Source organism: Spirosoma gilvum, assembly GCF_054776815.1.
Window position 1 is genome coordinate 126,989 of record NZ_BAAHBH010000004.1, and the last position, 16,962, is coordinate 143,950.

The following is a 16,962-nucleotide window of genomic DNA, read 5'->3' on the forward strand; positions in this document are numbered from 1 at the left end:
TAAATTATTTAGGCATAATTTTCGTTAGGTAATAAGGACCTAAACAATGCATCAACACACGTTATGAACGTATTTCCCATCGGGCGGGCGGCACTCCTTTGGCTGGTAGCTGGCGCCTTTTTGATGACCTCCTGCAAAAAGAACACCGATGTTACGCCGGTAACTCCTACTAACAACACCTCTACAGTAAATGGCGAGGTGAACAGTTGGGTACTGTCGAATATGCAGCATTATTACTTCTGGAATGACAAACTCCCCACGACGACCGATACGTCATTAACACCCGACAAGTACTTCTATACCCTATTGTACGATTATTATAATACAGCCAATACTGATCGGGATCGGTTTTCCTGGATTCAGCAGAGTGCTGATGAATTGAAGGCGTCGCTCAACGGTCAGTCAAAAACAACCGGGATGGAATACAGTCTCTACTATCGGGATGCGTCGAATACAGGGGTTATTGCTGTGGTGATTTACGTACAACCGGGTTCGCCAGCCGCAAAAGCGGGCATTAAACGGGGTGATGTGATTTCAAAAGTAAACGGCGAATTACTATCGAAGGCTAATTACCAAACCCTGCTGTCCAGCAATGCCGATTCGTATGTATTTGGGTTTGCTACCCTGACCAATGGCGTGCTTACCGACAGTGATCAGACGAAACAGGTCAGTGCCATTGTGTTTCAGTCAGACCCTGTTCTGCTGGACACTACGTACAGCATCGGCGGCAAAACGATTGGCTATGTCGTTTATAATCAGTTCGTTCCCGGAGTTTACAAAACCGATGGTACTACGGATAAAACATACGACCTAAAGCTGGAGTCGATCTTTGGCAAATTCAAACAAAAAGGCGTCAACGAGCTGGTGCTCGATCTGCGTTACAATCGAGGTGGCTACGTCAGTTCATCTACAAACCTGGCGAGTCTGATCGGTAAAAATATTGATGCCTCAAAAGTGTATTACAGCCAGAAATGGAACAGCATTGTCACCGATGAGAACGACAAGAAATACGGAAAAGGCTGGAATAACCAGAATTTTCTGACGAAGTCAACTGCTATTGGAGCTAACCTGAGTCGCGTGTTTATCCTGACAACCGGCAGTACAGCGTCGGCCAGCGAGCTGGTGATTAATGGCCTCAAACCGTTCATGACTGTCAGCACCATTGGAACGACGACAGTTGGTAAAAACGTTGGCTCGATTACCATCTCCGATAACACGGGACGGATCAAATGGGGGATACAGCCGATTACGTTTAAGTCGGCGAATGCGCAGGGATTCACCGATTATGCTGGTGGGTTTACCCCAACCGTAAAAGTGACCGATCCTGATCCTCGCAAAAACAGTCTGAAAGCGCTGGGTGACCTGACGGAACCACTGCTGGGCGAAGCCATTTACCAGATTACCGGTACACGTATGGCTCGCCGGGCAGCATCAATCGAGAGCGAAGTACCCAGCCTTGGCTCTTCGATCGACAGCAAAGCTGGAGGGGGTAATATGTTCATTACGAGTCTGCCAAACGGTCAATAGTACAATAGCAGGATGTTATTTTGTTATTGTCATACAGGAGATCATCGACATAATTTCCTATGAAAAAAGCTTCTGGCCAAAAATCATTAAAATTGGATTATTTTACAACAGAAGCGGCTTAATGGGCTGCTTTTGCTGTTTTATCCTGTAACTTTATCATCAGGCAACCCGCTACAACACCATGTACGAGAAGAATATAGGTACCAAGCAGAAAGCATTACGAATAAATCTTGATCGTCGTATCTATGGGTCGTTTGCCGAGATTGGCGCCGGTCAGGAAACGGCGGCCATGTTTTTTAAGGCTGGTGGCTCGTCGGGAACCATCGCCAAAACCATGTCGGCCTACGACATGACGTTTAGTGACTCAATTTATGGCGTGGAAGAAAGTGGTCGGTATGTGGTGGAGTCGCGACTCGTCAAAATGTTGAGTAAAGAATACAGCTTACTGGAAAAACGACTGGCCGACAAACGAGGGCCTGATACTACGTTCTTTGCCTTTGCCAATACGGTTGTTGCGCTTAATTACCAGAAAACCAACGAAGCCCATGGCTGGATTGGCTGCCGATTTCAGCTAAACCCACAGGCAGGCTATAACGACGTAATTATCCACGTCCGGATGCTCGACAACGAAAACATCCTGCAACAACAGGCTCTGGGCGTCATTGGCGTAAACCTCATCTATGGGTGCTATTACTACGCGAAATCGCCCGAAACACTTGTTCTGTCGCTAATGGACGATCTGGCCCCCGAACGGATTCAGATTGATATGATTCGATTTAACGGCCCCGACTTTCTGGAAGTCGACAACCGATTGATGAGCCTGCATCTGGTGAAAAACGGATTTACCGATGCCGCCTTGTTCGGACCAGACGGACAGGTACTACAACCTTCGGAAGCACTCTATAAGAAGCATATCCTTGTGATGCGGGGGCGGCTCCGTCCATTGACGAACGTGCAGTTGGATATGATAGAAAATGGGCTGAAGCAGTTCAAAGAGGAACCGGATGTCGACGGAAATCGGGTTGTATCGCTGGCTGAGTTAACCCTGCATAACCTGAAAGCGAACGAGCAGGGAATCGACGAGAAAGATTTTCTGGACCGGGTCGACATCCTATGCTCAATGGGTCAGGCGGTAATGATTTCCAATTACCTGGAGTATTACAAACTGGTGGCGTACCTGGCCCGACTGACGCGCCTTAAAATTGGTCTGGTAATTGGCATTCCGAACCTGGAATATATTTTTGAGGAAAGCCACTACGAATTTTTACCGGGTGGTATTCTGGAATCCTTCGCTACGCTGTTCAGCCGGAAAGTAAAGCTTTTTGTTTACCCAACGCTGAAAGAAGGGGCCATTTACACCTGCAACGAATTCAAACTACCTCCAACGCTGGAGCCACTTTTTCAATACCTGGTCCGCAACGATAAGATTGAGGATATTACCGATTTTAAGGAACAGCACCTGCACATCTCCACCGACCATGTGCTGGAAATGATTCAGCAGGGCGAAGACGGCTGGGAAGCCATGGTACCCGAACGGGTGGCTGAACAGATCAAAGCGAACTGTCTGTTTGGCTATCCTTGCGAAGTCGAGTATGTACCCATTGGGCAGCAGGTTCGTCAGCAGCAAGTGGAAGAGCAGGCAACGTCAAGCTAAATGCTTTTTATAGAGCTGATAAATTTTATCGCGGCTTCGTTTCAGCCTCATCTTTACGGCGCTGGGATTCAGATTATAGAGTTGAGCGATTTCATCGATGCTCATATCCTGCTCGTATTTGAGCTGCAACAGCGTTTGCTCGTGAGCCGATAGGGTGGCCATAGCTTTTTTAACAAACAGAATCGTTTCTTCATGAAACTGTGATTCTTTTTCGTCGGCAATGTCCTGTTGTAATCCCTCTTCTACTGAAGAAAAGCTAAGCCGTTTTCCACTCCGAAGCTGATCAGAACAATAATTGAACGCAATAGAGTAAAGCCAGGTTGAGAACGTCGAGCGTTCCTGAAAGGCGTTGAGTTTTGTAAAGGCTTTTAAGAAAATATCATGCGTGAAATCTTCGGCCTGCTCGGTGCTTTTCGTCATGGATAAGCAACGCCGATATACTTTATTCACATAGCGGTTGTAAAGTGTCTCAAAGCATTCCTGAGGGTGGCTGTTTAAGTACTGCCGAATCATTTCCTCGTCTGTTAGTGAAGTATTCATCACAAAATAGCCTATTCAAGCTGCCAGAATTATGTGTCATTCAGTCTATGGGTCTTTGTAAATAGTGACACTAAGACGAAGGCAGACTCAATAGGATACTAAAAATATATTAAGTGGTACATCCTTCCCACCTAAGCTGTTCGATTAAAATATATTAATCTTTCGTAGGCAGAACCGCACTCCCAAGGCTGTATATATAACTAAAAAGACCGTTTCAGCAATCAGTTGAAACGATTGGCTCGCCAAATGGCTATGCAAAATTGTCTGTATCCAATGAATTAAAGCGGCACAGTAGCCAATGAACCCAATTAAAAAGCCGGCAACAATAAGCAGTGAAATAACCAGTCGATTTATTTTTTCTGATACCATTTGAACGAATGCTAGCGTATTGACGCATCTAAGTTGATTTAATGGCCTTTAGCATACTACCCAAAATGTATAATCGGCCGGATTCAGCTAATAACAGGTGAATCGAGCTTCTATTTCACAACTTCAGATTTACCAATAGTCTAGTTGACCTATTAAATCCCCTGTACAACAGTGTTTGACGAAGCAAACTTAAACACCTCAACAAACTGGACTTCCCCTAACCTATAGCAGGTTGGTTTCGCTTTACATGTGGAGAATATAGCGCTATAAATGGCCTATACCTCATTCGTCGCTCCTTCTATATGTTACTTTTTCTGCTTCTAGAGTCTAACCTGTTCATTAAAATCAGGTAATGGGCTTTTACTGAATAGCGGCCTTTTTCACGTAAGTACTAAACAATTACCAATCAGACACCTGTCAGTTTGGCGTTGGATTTGCTTATTATTTTAGAGAGAAGGTCTAATTAACGCTATGAGAACTAAACTGTCGACCCCTAAAGAAATCACCCAAATATTACACAGTCAGAAAAAGCGATTAGCTGAATTATATTCTCTTGAGAAATGGACTGAAACTGAATTTGAAGAAATCATGCGCTGTTCGAGTGAATGGAACGCCGAGATACAAAGCTGGACATTTCCACTTCCAGCCATAGAAAAGCTTGCCTTCGATGCCCGAACACCCGATAAACAGGCCAGAAGCTTGCAGTTTATTGCCAGACAAATAACTTTAAATAGTGCAAATCGCTAATCAATATCAACATATATTAACTTATTAACCAGCAATTAAGACCGATAAATAAATTTTTATAATATAAATTTACCAATACAAACCATTAAGAAACTTCAACTAAGATTATTCATAAATTTATTGTCTACTATGTAACTTAGACTTAATACCTACCTTATGAAAAGTTCATTATCCGATGAAGAAATGATTCGGGCTCACCTCTTCACTCAACCCGATCATTGCTTCGAGACTCTATACAATCGATACGTTGGCAAGGTTTATCAGCAATGTCTTCAGATGACTAATCATTCCGAACAGGCTGAAGATTTTACGCATGACATTTTCCTCAAAGCGTTTTCCAAACTAGATGCCTTCCAGGAGCGATCCACATTTTCAACCTGGCTCTATGCTATTGCTTTTAACTACTGTGCCGACCAAATACGACTATCGAAGCGTATGAACACCACGGCCATTAGCGAAGGGCATGAACAAAGCATGACCGAATCGAAAGACAATCAGCTTCAGGAAGAAACACTTCATCTGGTCAAACAAGCTTTAGAGACGCTCTCGACGAATGAGCAGCAAATTTTGCGCATGAAATATGAGGAAGGCCGAACAATTGAGGAAATTGCTCAACTCTATAAAATAAAACCCGGCGCTGTTAAAATGCGGCTTAAACGCAGCCGGGAACGAATTTATCACTTCTGCCAGAAATCCTATCCTGGCTAAAATACCATCGACGTTCGGAAGTAATTCGTCTGACCTATACCTTTTCCGGTGGCCTTCTTGCCAGATACCTATAATAGCCCATCGGCCAGAGCCGGATTTACCAATAAAAGGTCCTGATACCAGAAACCTGTGTCCCAGTTCTGATCAGCTTTTTTCTCCTCGGTATTTGTGTCGCCCGATGAGGTATAGGTTCGCCGGACCACTTCGCCTTTACGAAAGGCTATTGGCTTAGAAAAAATCGGACCGTCGTATACAAATGAATGGTACTCGCCATTTTCGCCACAGGGGTCAACGGATCTGGGTAAATCTTTCAGTAAGTCCAGATTTAGTTCACGACCCAAAAACTCGGCAGGCAGTACTTTTTCATTGACACAGACCAACACTGCCCGGAAACCTAACTCCACAAACTCGTGGATCAATTCTGTTGTGTCACGTTTCCAGAGTGGAAAGGCACCGGTTAGATTAACCTTTGTTAGCTCTGATTCGCGGTAACGACGTAAATCTCCCAGGAAAATATCGCCAAAAATGGAGTGTGTGACACCCTGTTCCCGCAAGGGTTGCAGTGTTTCCCGCATTCGGGTATTGTACATGTCCATCGACACATCGCCGGGCAATTGCAGCGTATGTAACGGTAACTTTAGCTGTTCGGCCTGCGCCAGTAGCAGTTCTGTCCGAATGCCGTGCATACTGACCCGATTATGCAGCTCATTTACCGACGTAAGCAATCCTTCAATCGCCCACTGGCCGGAGTGGAGACTATGATACAGCGCCAAGGCTGAATCTTTGCCTCCACTCCAGTTTATTATGGCCCGCTGTCGGCTCATCGGAAATAAAAGCCTGAAGGGCCTATTTCAGCTTTAACTGAATCGACCAAAGCACCAGATGTTTCGTAACGTAATATATACCCGGCCTGTTTGTAGGATGGAATTACGCTGGCATAGATACGTTTGGTTGTTGGATCAAAGCCAAGTGCGCTGAAAGACCGGGAAATCACAACGCTACTGGCCGGAGTTGACGAGCTAGTGGCTAAGCTGTATGTTTTACCATTATAGGTATAATAAAAGGTTCGTTTGGTATCATCTAAAATAAGCGAACCAGGCGCTGATGCGAAAGTCAGACGTTTCGCCACAAGTCGAGTAGCCGGGTCAAGTTGCACCAGATCATTACCCGCTTTGAGCCATAGTTTCCCATCCGCATCAAGAGCAACCGGCTCAGGCGTAGCGCCAAAATCAATTCGCTGCTTGACAGCATCCGTGACCAGGTCGATGACCAGTAACGTTTTATCACCACTATAGGTATTGCTCCCGACAAAGACTTCTGTGCCTGACAGCACCATGCCCTCAACTCCTTTCACAGCCGGAATTTTTTTGGTAACCGTATTGGTATTCAGGTCAACTACAGCAATATAACCCGGATCTTTATAGAAATCGGACCCTGAACCCGAAACATCCCAGCAACTGATGTACGCCTTGTTTGGCCCAACCTGAATGACCTGACGGGGGTTTTCAATGTCGGGCGATTTCAGCGTTGCCCGCGACTGAAAGGTTCCGTACTCAACAATCTCTACTTTGTCCTGGCCTGTGTTGCTATTATCGACCAGAATTAATCCTTTACCATTCACTTCGATAAATCCCTGTACCCCACCACTAAGCGTTAATGATGGGTTTGCGGCCTGGAAAATATTGGTAGCTACCGTTTGGCTATTGCGTGATAAAAATGAAACCGTACCATTATTATCAAAGAAATTACCTGCATTTAAAATAAATACACCTGATTCATAGGGAGTTGGTTCGGGGTCCGACGTTTTACAGTTCCAGACACTCAGGGCCACCAGCCCAACTACCATTGATTTGGTCCATTGCTTTTTCATTGTGTATGAGAAGGAAAATTAATAATCAGATTAATGGCCCAGTTTCGGCCCGGTAATGCATTCCGTTTTACGCCCAGCACAAGCGCATCGAACACATTATTCACCTGTCCCTGTATCCGAATCGGAACTGTTTCCCAGACGATCGAGTGCTGCAATAGCACATTTGCCAGCACTGTACCTTTGAAAAACTGGGTATTATCGAAGGTGGTATACCGACGGGAATTGGCCTGAAGTTGGACACTTAGGCGCGTTTGACCTTGCTGCAGATAGGCATTAAGCGTACCCGTGTGAATTGGCACATAAATGAGTTGTTTGCCAATTATATCTTGCGAATACGCATCGTACGCCCGCTCCTGCGACGAGCGGGTTAAAGCATAACTCATCCGTACTCCCGCCTTCCAGCCAACCTGTGCGTAGGTTAGCCCGGTCGTCAATTCAAGGCCGCGTGACATAACTAATTGCAGATTTTCGACATGATAGTTCGTCGTCGGATTCCAGTAGGTCCAGTTATCGACCCGGTTTCGATACGCTGTCAGCTCCGCCGTCAGGTTTAGGTTGTCTGATAGCGCGCCTGCCGTTGCTAAACCGGCTTCCAGGTTCAGGCCATTTTCGGGCAGGAGGTTTGGGTTTCCTAAATCAGTCCAGTAGCGTTCATTTAAGGTTGGTACGCGATAACTTCGGCTAATGGCTCCTTTGGCCGTAAGGCTGAAGTTTTTATGTTGCACAAGCTGATACTCTGCTCCGATTGAAGGAGTAAGTGGAGGATTGAAACGGGCCACAAATGCCTGTCGAACGTTGGCCGATACCAGCCAGCGTGTTGCCTGGAGTCGGAACAACGCATACAGATCGGCCCGATTTTCTTCGATCAACTGCCCACCATAGCCATCCGTCCGGGTTCGGTAATGCGACCATTCACCACCGGTCCGTAACGTAAGCTGGTAGGTTTGGGTCGATTTGATAGAAAACTCCCGTTCTATCCGGCTAATGAATCGGTCGGTCTGCGTATGGGCAGGATCATATATATTGCCTTTGGCATAATCCAGTACGTCACGAATCCAGCCAACTCGAATGGTTGTTTTATCGGCCTCGTACGTAGCCAAAAAGCGGGCCGACTGGGTTCGGGTGCGCTCTCGGGCAATGGTATCCTGTGGTGACTGAATTAAGTCGTTATCTGTTAACCAGGCATTTATGGAAATTTGACGACCGCTCTTGTGCAAAAAATATAAATCCTGAATAAGTCCCCGCTGCCCGGTTGTCGATGGCTCCAGAAAGTAGTTTTGTCGTTCGGTGTACGGATACCTGTTGTTGAATTTTGAGAGATAAGTCAGCGTCTTACCCGCCAATTTCCAGCTCGCTCCCAAGGCCGTTGTATACTGTACGCCAACCTGTGTCTGGTTATTCCGAAAGCTAGCAACCTGCTGGCCAACCGTCAGACGCAATCCAGGTTGCCAATCGGGCGTATTACCGAGCAACACACTCCCCCCAACGGCATCGGACCCTACGGCACTGGCTGAAGAGCCATATTGGACAGCCAATCGATCAAACCCAGCAACGGGTAACGTCGAAAAATCGGTTTGCCCCAGATTTGGCTGGTTGATGTTGATACCATTCCAGAGTACGGCCGTATGATTGGCCGATGTACCTCGAAACGATACCGTTGCCAGTTGGCCAGGGCCGTAGCTTTTGAAAGCCAGTGGGGTGTTCAGTGCCAGCAAATCCGTGAGGGAAGCGAACCGAAACTGAAGCAATGTAGTGGAGTCGATACGTTGAAGTTTCTGGCCAGCCAGGAACCGTTCAGGCGCAATGGCCCGCACCGTAACCGCCGACAGCGATACCGCGTCCGACAATCGACTCGTTGTGGCCGAATCGGATTGCGCAGCGACCGGTTGCCCGACTATAAAGCCGACAAACCATCCCAATACCCACCAGCGAAGGGCTTGCCTTTTCACAATAACGATAACAAGTGTGCAACATCAGCACGCGGCCAGGGTGTTTCCTCCGAACACCAGAACAGCGGATGGTCGTCGGCAGGTCTCCTGGCTCGTCTCATCGATTCGAACCTTCCCGCCCTGATTACCAGCGCAGTGGTCACGTAGTATGAATCGACTTTTTTGAGAGACTTACAGTTGCGGGGACAGCGCTGGCGTTTCACCAACTTCCCTTTTAAGCCTTGAAAGTCGCCACGAAACGACATCAGGCACCGAAAACTCACGACAAAGGTACAGGAATTTAAACACAGAGACACGGGGTGCACAAAGAAATCTAGCGCTGTGCACTCCGTGTCTCTGTGTTTAATCGCAATTAAAACCCGTCGGCTTTGATTTCTTTTTCGGTAATGACGCCGTACTTTTTCACCTTGTCGCGGATGGCGTCGGCTTTGCCAATCAGCACAAATTGCAGGTTATTTTTCGGAAAATACTGGTCGATGATCTGGCGCGTTTTGGCCACGGTTAACCCATCGACGTTCTTTTGAAAATTATTGATAAACGATTCATCGAAGCCCAGGCTAAACATATCGGTCAACAGGTTGGCCAGTTCGGAGGCCGATTCATAGCGGGGTGGGAAGTCGGCTTTGACGTAGTTTTTAGCCGAGGTAAGCGTTTTTTCGTCGATTCCAGTCTTGTGCAGGCTGTCGAGTACCATTAGCGCCATGTCTATTGCCTGCGTAGTGGTACTGACTTTGGTAAAGGTCGAAATGGCAAATGTGCCGCTATTCCGAAAGGTCGCAAACCGACTACCTGCGCCGTAGGTCAGGCCCGAGTTCACCCGTAGGGCATCATTCAGCCAGGAGGTAAACCGCCCGCCCAGAATGGTATTGACCACCGTAATCGGAATAAAATCGGGATTATTTTGCGTAACACCTTTGCCACCGATCAAAAACGTCGTTTCGCGAGCATCGTCTTTATTGACCAATAACACCCGGTTTTTATCGAAAGCAACGGTAGGCTCGGTCAACTTCGGCGACGTTGCCGCAGCCGTTTTCCAGCTCCCGAACAAATCAGTAATGCGTTTCTTCATGGAAGGTGTATCGAAATCGCCCACTACAGCAATGGCAGCCCGATCAGCCGTATAATTTTTCAGGTAAAATTGCCGGGCATCGGCTGCCGAAATGGCCGAAACCGCCGTTGGCGTACCCGTTATCGGGTTAGCGTAGGGATGACCTTCGTACACAAACCGATTGAAATAAGAGTTGACCACTCCACGCGGACTTTCCTTCTGTTGGGTTAGCTGGAGCAGTTGACGCTGTTTATACTTATCGAATTCTGCCTGATCGAAGGTTGGTTTGGTGATCACATCCTGAATAATATCGAACAGTAAATCCTGGTCTTTTACGGCAAACGACGCCGACAGTTTAGCCACCTCTTTTCCCGCATAGGTATCGATAGTAGCGCCAACATATTCAGCTTTTTCTTCCAGCTGAGCTTTGGTGTATTTGGCGCTACCAAACAGCAGTGCTTCGGCGGCCATGTTGGAGAGTCCATACCGATTACCATCCTGCACAGCACCGGCATCAAACACCGCCGACACGTTGATCAGCGGCACTTCGCGCTGCTCCATCAGGTAAACGGTAAGGCCATTTTTCAGCTTGAATTTCTGATAAGGCGGCACCTTGAACGTCTGCGCCCACGACGCACCTGCCACCAAAAGGGCAAGCAATACAAAAGATAGTTGTCTCATTAGTAGTTAGTTATTTTTCGACGGATTCGTTTTCGGCTCGGGCAGTAAATAGCCAACCGTTCGATTCCGGGCGGTGAGATAGGTTTTGGCCACACGCTGTACGTCTTCTTTGGTCACTTTCTCGTACAGCGACGGCGCTTCATATAGTTTTTTGTAATCCCCGAAGAACAGTTCGTAGGTTCCCAGCGAATTAGCCTTCCCGTTGATGCTTTCCATGGTATGATAAAATTCCATCAACTTCTGATTCTTAAGCTTTTGAAGCTCGACGTCGGTAATTCCTTCGTTGACGACCTTATCGATCTGATGCAAGACGGACCGCTCCAGTTGCTCGGCCGAAATCCCACTGGCAGCAATGGCATAAATCGAAAACAGGCTTGGGTCGAACGATTGATCCATATTGGAAAATACCCGCGACGCAATGGTTGAATCGAGCACGAGCGACTTCACCAGACGAGACGAGTTACCCGAACTCAATACACCACTGAGCAGATCGAGTGCATAATAGTCGGGGTGTCGGGCAGCGGGCGTATGATAGGCAAGTAAAATATTAGGGGTCGCAACATCCTTGTACGTAGTGGCCCGACGTTCGCCATTCTGGGGAGGCTCTACCGTCCGAAGGCTATCGGGCAGTTTCTGGGCGGGAATGGGTTCAATATATTGCTCAGCCAGCTTTTTCACCTGGGCTGCTGTTACATCACCCACGACCACAGCCACCGCATTGTTCGGCGAATAATACGTTTTGAAATACTTTTCCAGATCGGCCTGCGTCCACTTTTTAATGTCCGATTCAAAACCGATCACCGGAAACATATAGGGATGCTCCACAAAAGCCACCGACTGCACCAACTCACTAATAACCCGGTAGTTACTATTTTCCAGCCCGGTACTCCGTTCCGACAGAACAACACCCCGCTCACTTTCTACCATTTTGGGATCAATGGCCAAATCCCGAATCCGATCCGATTCAAGGTCGAAAATCGTTTCGAGGGCACCGCTCTGAAACCAGTCCGTATAAACGGTGGTGTTTTCGGTTGTGTAGGCATTGTTGGAGCCGCCGTTGGCTTCCATTACCCGGTCAAACTGCTTAGGGCCGTACTTCTTCGCTCCATTGAACATCATGTGTTCGAAAAAGTGCGACAGGCCCGTAATGCCATGCACTTCGTTGCGGGAACCAACTCGCCAGAAGGTATAAAAGTTGGCATTGGGAATCGAATGGTCTTCCAGAACCATGAATTTCATCCCATTCTTAAGCGTGAACGTCTGAACGTCCTCCGGTTTGGGCTTATTCTGGGCTAGCACGACACTTGTCGACAGTATTAGGCCAGCCAACAGCCCGGTTCGTTTGTTCATGAGAAAATTAGCTTGAAAACGTTAAAAATAACAGTGAAACCGAGGATTGCCAAACAGGGTCGTTTAAGCGGTATGCTGCTATTTAGTCTTCGTTTTTAATCCAACCAACAAGCCGATGGCTGCATCATCAATAAATACAAACTAGTACTTGTATATTTAATTTTCTTATATATATTCGTAGCGACAAACGGGGCAATTTGTGCTCATTAACATGGAACCCATTGGTAGTGAATTTTTACGCGGAACATTAAAGACAATTGTCTTAAAGCTGCTTTCAGAGCAGAATAAAATGTACGGTTATCAGATTACGCAGGCCGTGAAGGAACGTACCAAAGGGGAGCTTACCTTAACCTTTGGTGCGCTGTATCCCGTATTACACAAGCTGGAACAAGAGGGATTGCTGATCACCGAATCGGTAGAAGTAGAAGGGCGATTGCGTAAATATTATTCGCTGACCGACAGTGGCAATGAATTAGCTCTTCAGAAAATATCTGAGTTTGAACGTTTTGTCGATTATATGCAGCAACTATTTCAAACCCCTCCGTCAATTGCCTATGGCCATTGATTTAGCCCGTTACGTTTATGGAAAAACTTACACCCCAGCAAGTCGACCGCCTTTACACCTATCTACTTCAAAGTGGCCTGACCGACGAATTGTTCACTGAGCTACTCGATCACCTCGTTTGTGAAGTTGAACACTACATGTGGATTGGTCTCCCGTTTGAAGCGGCCATGCAGAAAACACTGATGGAAGCCAATGCCGACTCCGTCCAAAAGCTTCGTAAAGTATACCAGCGCGAATTAGCCTTTAACGACGCACAACTCGCCGAAGCCAGCCTGGACGATATCCTGTTCCAGTTTCGGAACAAATCCTACGGAGCGTATGCCATGCGACAGTCGTACAATCGAACGTTGATTTATGCCCTATGTGGTGCCTTAGGCCTGGGTCTGATGATGATTGCGTTGCTGCATCTGATTAGCCAGAAATCTTGGTCGTACTGGAGCCCCTGGGGTATGGTCTGGATTGTTGGCGTGGGAGCCGTTTCAGTGGCAGTGGTGCTGTATTTTCTGCAACAGGAACGCTGGCAAACCGTACCCGAGCACGAAGAAAGGTTGTAATTTACCCGTTGAAGTTCCAAGTTTGTAGTTTCAGGTTTCAAGTTGGCGAACGTATACTAAAAACTGTACATCCGCCAGCTTGAAACCTGAAACTATAAACTTGGAACGTATATGAATCAATCTCTTTGGTCACTCAAAGGCCAGCGTGCGCTCGTTACGGGTGGCACCAAGGGTATTGGCGAAGCAATTGTCCAGCAGTTTCTGGAACTCGGTGCTTCGGTCTTCCTCATCGCCCGCAACAATGACTTACTTCAACAACAATTAACCGACTATCGGCAACAGGGTCATACGGTGGATGGCATAGCTGCTGATATTAGCCAGCCGAGTATAGCTGCGCAGGTCATAGACAAAGTCCAGGCCATGTGGGGCAGCCTGGATATTCTGGTTAATAATGCCGGTACTAACATTCGGAAACCCACCGCTGAATACAGCTCAGCCGAATACGATCATATCCTGAATACCAACCTGCGCTCAGCTTACGAACTTACTCAGGCCGCGTATCCGCTCCTGAAGGCGTCGGGTAATGGGAAAGTGGTCTTTATTTCATCGGTATCGGGATTGGCGCACACCAGCAGTGGCTCGCTTTACGGCATGACCAAAGCGGCTCTGTTGCAATTAACCCGAAATTTAGCGGTCGAATGGGCACCCGATGGCATTCGGGTCAACGCCGTAGCCCCCTGGTACATCAAAACGCCGTTAGCCACACCCGTGCTGACTAATGCCGAAAAGCTTAGTGGCATTCTAAAGCGAACGCCCATGAATCGAATTGGTGAGCCCAAAGAAGTCGCGTCGGTGGTTTCGTTTCTGACGATGCCTGCATCCAGCTACGTAACCGGCCAAACCATTTCGGTCGATGGCGGATTAATGGCGTGGGCGTATTGAATGTCATTGGATGGTCATTCGCTTCGCGTCATTGATCGTCATTCAGTAGTCATGTATGGCAAGCACCCTAACGATGCATGACAGTGAATGACGCGAAGCGAATGACCAATTAATGACCAGTGAATCACACACCTGTCACCATGGCTTTCATTTTCGTCATGGCGGTATTGGCTACGGTTTGAGCTTCCTGTGCGTAGTAGGCTTTGTTGAAGACCTCTAAGGATAACACGATAGGCTTGTCGGAACGCTTGATTAACCGTAGCGTTTCTTTAATTGGCGCTACACCATCGCCGGGGAATACACGGTCAGCATCGGTGATCTTTTCGCGCGTAAAATCGGCGGTATAGTCGTTGACGTGGAATACCTCAAGGGCAGATTTCCCAACCAACGGCAGCATTGTATTCCCTGAGCCGCCTTTGTAGAGATGGTAAATATCCAGCAGCACGCGAGCTGATGGATGGCCACTTTCAATGGCGACAAACATCACTTCGCCCAGCCGACTTAGGTTTGGCGAAAAACCCCACAGTTCGAGTTGTGGAATAACCTTCGTTTTATCGCTTAGTTCGAGAAGGGTGCGATACCGTTCGGCCGCTTTATATAGATCGATTTTGGGACTGTTGGGCGTCTGTGCCCCGATGGGTGGTGTAGCTACACGCATACAACCGACCTCAGCGAGCATCTCCATTTCACGCTTCATCTGATCCAGGCCTTTGGCGCGGTCAGCATCGTTATCGACAATCCAGGGCGCAAACCCGATCGCATTTTCGACTTTTATCCCGGTATCGCTCAATACTTTACGGGCATCGGCTGCTGTCGCACCACTTTTCAAATAAGTCTGCAAGGTTTCAATCCATATTTCGACCGAACGAAAGCCCGCCTTTGAAGCTACTTCCAGTTCTTTGACAAACCCGAGCTTATGGCCCCGGATGGTACTCATGTTCAGGCATAGCGTAAACAGCGACTGAGCCGTTGGCGCAGCTACTACTTCGGATGATTTTGGCGCAAGGGTGGCTCCAACGGTAGCAGTCAGAGCGGCTAAGGTTTGGCGACGAGAAACAGACTGGGTCATGAACGATACATTCAGGCGATTTAGCACTGCCTATTAAATGCGAAAAAGGCCCAAACCTACTTCATTGAATTGTCATAAACTGGTCAGTAGGTAGTCATTCGTTGTCATTTATTGTGAATAGTCTTAACGATTAATGACTACAAATGACAATTTAATGACCACCTAATGGCATTTCTTCAGACAATCTTGACGCCATCAAATTTGCGGCCCAGAATGGCGACATCATCGGCGCCGAGGTAGTCGTGGAGAAGCGTTGCGTAGATTTGACGAAAATCGACCGAATAGCGTAAATCACCTTCATCCAGTTTGGCCAGGTTGGGGGCTTCGTTCAGAACGCGTTTGGAAGGCAGCCCACCCCCAATCAGGAATACATTGTTGGCCGTACCATGGTCGGTACCATTACTGGCGTTTTGTTTTACCCGACGACCAAATTCCGAAAACGTCATAACCAACACGTCATTCTGCCGACCAGCCGTTTTCAAGTCAGTCATAAAAGCCCCCATCGCTTCAGCATATTGGCCTAACAAACGCTCCTGTTGCCCCGGCTGGTTGATGTGCGTATCGAAACCGCTAATCGACACATAGTAAACGCTGGTGGCTACATCCGACTGAATCAGTTGCGATACAATTTTGAGCCGATTGCCCAGTTCAGTTGTTGGGTACGATGCCGTATTCGTATGAACCTTCGCCTTATCGAATACGTACTCTGCCGACGACACCGTTTCGGCTAGTGTCTTGTACAAATAAGCGACCGATTCGGGTTCCTGACCTACGGCCTTATGACCGTTGTTGAGCCCGGTCACTAAACCGCTACGGGTTTGGTTGTAGAGTTTCTTCGGGTCTAAAACGGCCAGTCCATTCAACTCAGTCCCTTTCATGGCCAGACTCAGCGTATCGTCCACTTCAATAGTTCGGAACGGCTGCTGAGCTTTACCGGCACAGGCCGCATCCAGATACCGGCCTACCCATCCCGTCCGTAAGTACTTGTCGGAATCACTAGCTGTTTGCCAAATGTCCATCGACCGAAAATGGGAGCGATCCGGGTTTGGATAGCCGACGTTGTTGATCACCGTAACCAGTCCCTCGTCGTACAGCGCTTTCAAGGGCGTCATGGATGGGTGTAGCCCAATTTCATCGTTCAGTGTAAGCACTTTCTCGGGCCTGATAGCAATAGATGGTCGTTCGCGGTAGTAAATATCATTGCGGTAAGGCACCACCATATTCAGGCCGTCATTTCCACCAGAAAGCTGCACCACCACCAGAATTTTACCGTTCGATGCGAGTCGCTGACCCAGCATCTGCGCTTCGTAAGCTTTCAGAAAATGCGGAATCAGCATCGTTCCCGCTGTCGTAAAAGCCGATTGTTTAAGGAAGTTTCGACGGTTCATAATCTTAATGATTGAATGAGTGAGTGATAGAATGATTGAATAAGAAGGCTTGCGTCAGCCT

General features: G+C 47.5%; 15 protein-coding genes and 1 riboswitch. Of the genes, 7 read left to right on the forward strand and 8 right to left on the reverse strand.

The genetic code is table 11. The features are described from left to right. Window positions 1-63: 63 nt before the first annotated feature. Both ACYVFD_RS11970 and ACYVFD_RS11975 read left to right on the forward strand, forming a co-directional pair. On the forward strand, window positions 64-1,527 hold the full coding sequence (locus tag ACYVFD_RS11970) for a S41 family peptidase (protein ID WP_461090276.1): 1,464 nt from the start codon (window positions 64-66) through the stop codon (window positions 1,525-1,527). A 181-nt stretch (window positions 1,528-1,708) separates the two neighbouring features. Then, window positions 1,709-3,181 carry a TonB-dependent receptor gene (locus tag ACYVFD_RS11975; RefSeq protein WP_461090278.1) on the forward strand — a complete coding sequence of 491 codons (1,473 nt, stop codon included), beginning with the start codon at window positions 1,709-1,711 and terminating at the stop codon, window positions 3,179-3,181. On the opposite strand, the gene ACYVFD_RS11980 is transcribed toward ACYVFD_RS11975, so the two are convergent. Then, window positions 3,173-3,721, reverse strand: a complete 549-nt coding sequence (locus ACYVFD_RS11980) for an RNA polymerase sigma factor (protein ID WP_461090280.1) — start codon at window positions 3,719-3,721, stop codon at window positions 3,173-3,175. The genes ACYVFD_RS11975 and ACYVFD_RS11980 overlap by 9 nt on opposite strands. Window positions 3,722-4,561: 840 nt before the next feature. Between ACYVFD_RS11980 and ACYVFD_RS11985 the strand changes: the two genes are divergently transcribed. Beyond that, on the forward strand, window positions 4,562-4,837 hold the full coding sequence (locus ACYVFD_RS11985; RefSeq protein ID WP_461090282.1) for a hypothetical protein: 276 nt from the start codon (window positions 4,562-4,564) through the stop codon (window positions 4,835-4,837). Between the two features lie 156 nt (window positions 4,838-4,993). Continuing rightward, complete coding sequence (locus ACYVFD_RS11990) at window positions 4,994-5,545, forward strand: RNA polymerase sigma factor (RefSeq protein WP_461090284.1); 552 nt, start codon at window positions 4,994-4,996, stop codon at window positions 5,543-5,545. A gap of 68 nt (window positions 5,546-5,613) precedes the next feature. Here the strand turns inward: ACYVFD_RS11990 and ACYVFD_RS11995 are convergent, their stop codons facing one another. The 5 genes from ACYVFD_RS11995 to ACYVFD_RS12015 form a co-directional block, all read right to left on the reverse strand. Further along, window positions 5,614-6,369: a Dph6-related ATP pyrophosphatase gene (locus ACYVFD_RS11995; RefSeq protein ID WP_461090286.1), complete on the reverse strand. Its 756-nt coding sequence runs from the start codon at window positions 6,367-6,369 to the stop codon at window positions 5,614-5,616. Beyond that, window positions 6,366-7,415: a YncE family protein gene (locus ACYVFD_RS12000; RefSeq protein WP_461090288.1), complete on the reverse strand. Its 1,050-nt coding sequence runs from the start codon at window positions 7,413-7,415 to the stop codon at window positions 6,366-6,368. Before ACYVFD_RS12000 ends, ACYVFD_RS11995 begins: the two co-directional genes overlap by 4 nt. After that, window positions 7,412-9,364 carry a TonB-dependent receptor plug domain-containing protein gene (locus ACYVFD_RS12005; protein WP_461090290.1) on the reverse strand — a complete coding sequence of 651 codons (1,953 nt, stop codon included), beginning with the start codon at window positions 9,362-9,364 and terminating at the stop codon, window positions 7,412-7,414. The genes ACYVFD_RS12000 and ACYVFD_RS12005 overlap by 4 nt, the downstream gene beginning before the upstream one ends. Before the next feature lie 60 nt (window positions 9,365-9,424). Further along, window positions 9,425-9,635, reverse strand: a riboswitch (cobalamin riboswitch). 81 nt (window positions 9,636-9,716) lie between these two features. Next, window positions 9,717-11,093, reverse strand: coding sequence for a M16 family metallopeptidase (locus ACYVFD_RS12010; RefSeq protein ID WP_461090292.1), 1,377 nt, complete (start codon window positions 11,091-11,093; stop codon window positions 9,717-9,719). A gap of 6 nt (window positions 11,094-11,099) precedes the next feature. Continuing rightward, the gene (locus ACYVFD_RS12015) at window positions 11,100-12,443 is read right to left on the reverse strand and encodes a M16 family metallopeptidase (protein WP_461090294.1); all 1,344 of its coding nucleotides are present in this window, start codon (window positions 12,441-12,443) and stop codon (window positions 11,100-11,102) included. 211 nt (window positions 12,444-12,654) lie between these two features. On the opposite strand from ACYVFD_RS12015, the gene ACYVFD_RS12020 reads away from it, so the two are divergent. The 3 genes from ACYVFD_RS12020 (at window position 12,655) to ACYVFD_RS12030 (ending at window position 14,444) form a co-directional block, all read left to right on the forward strand. Further along, window positions 12,655-13,008 (forward strand): PadR family transcriptional regulator, encoded by a 354-nt coding sequence (locus tag ACYVFD_RS12020; RefSeq protein ID WP_461090814.1) that lies wholly within the window; start codon window positions 12,655-12,657, stop codon window positions 13,006-13,008. A 17-nt stretch (window positions 13,009-13,025) separates the two neighbouring features. Next, complete coding sequence (locus ACYVFD_RS12025) at window positions 13,026-13,562, forward strand: hypothetical protein (protein ID WP_461090296.1); 537 nt, start codon at window positions 13,026-13,028, stop codon at window positions 13,560-13,562. A gap of 111 nt (window positions 13,563-13,673) precedes the next feature. After that, window positions 13,674-14,444 (forward strand): SDR family oxidoreductase, encoded by a 771-nt coding sequence (locus ACYVFD_RS12030; RefSeq protein WP_461090298.1) that lies wholly within the window; start codon window positions 13,674-13,676, stop codon window positions 14,442-14,444. Between the two features lie 124 nt (window positions 14,445-14,568). Here the strand turns inward: ACYVFD_RS12030 and ACYVFD_RS12035 are convergent, their stop codons facing one another. Continuing rightward, window positions 14,569-15,513, reverse strand: coding sequence for a sugar phosphate isomerase/epimerase family protein (locus tag ACYVFD_RS12035; protein ID WP_461090300.1), 945 nt, complete (start codon window positions 15,511-15,513; stop codon window positions 14,569-14,571). Between the two features lie 176 nt (window positions 15,514-15,689). Then, entirely contained in the window at window positions 15,690-16,901 is a 1,212-nt protein-coding gene (locus ACYVFD_RS12040; RefSeq protein ID WP_461090302.1) for a DUF1501 domain-containing protein, read from the reverse strand. Window positions 16,902-16,962 lie beyond the last annotated feature (61 nt).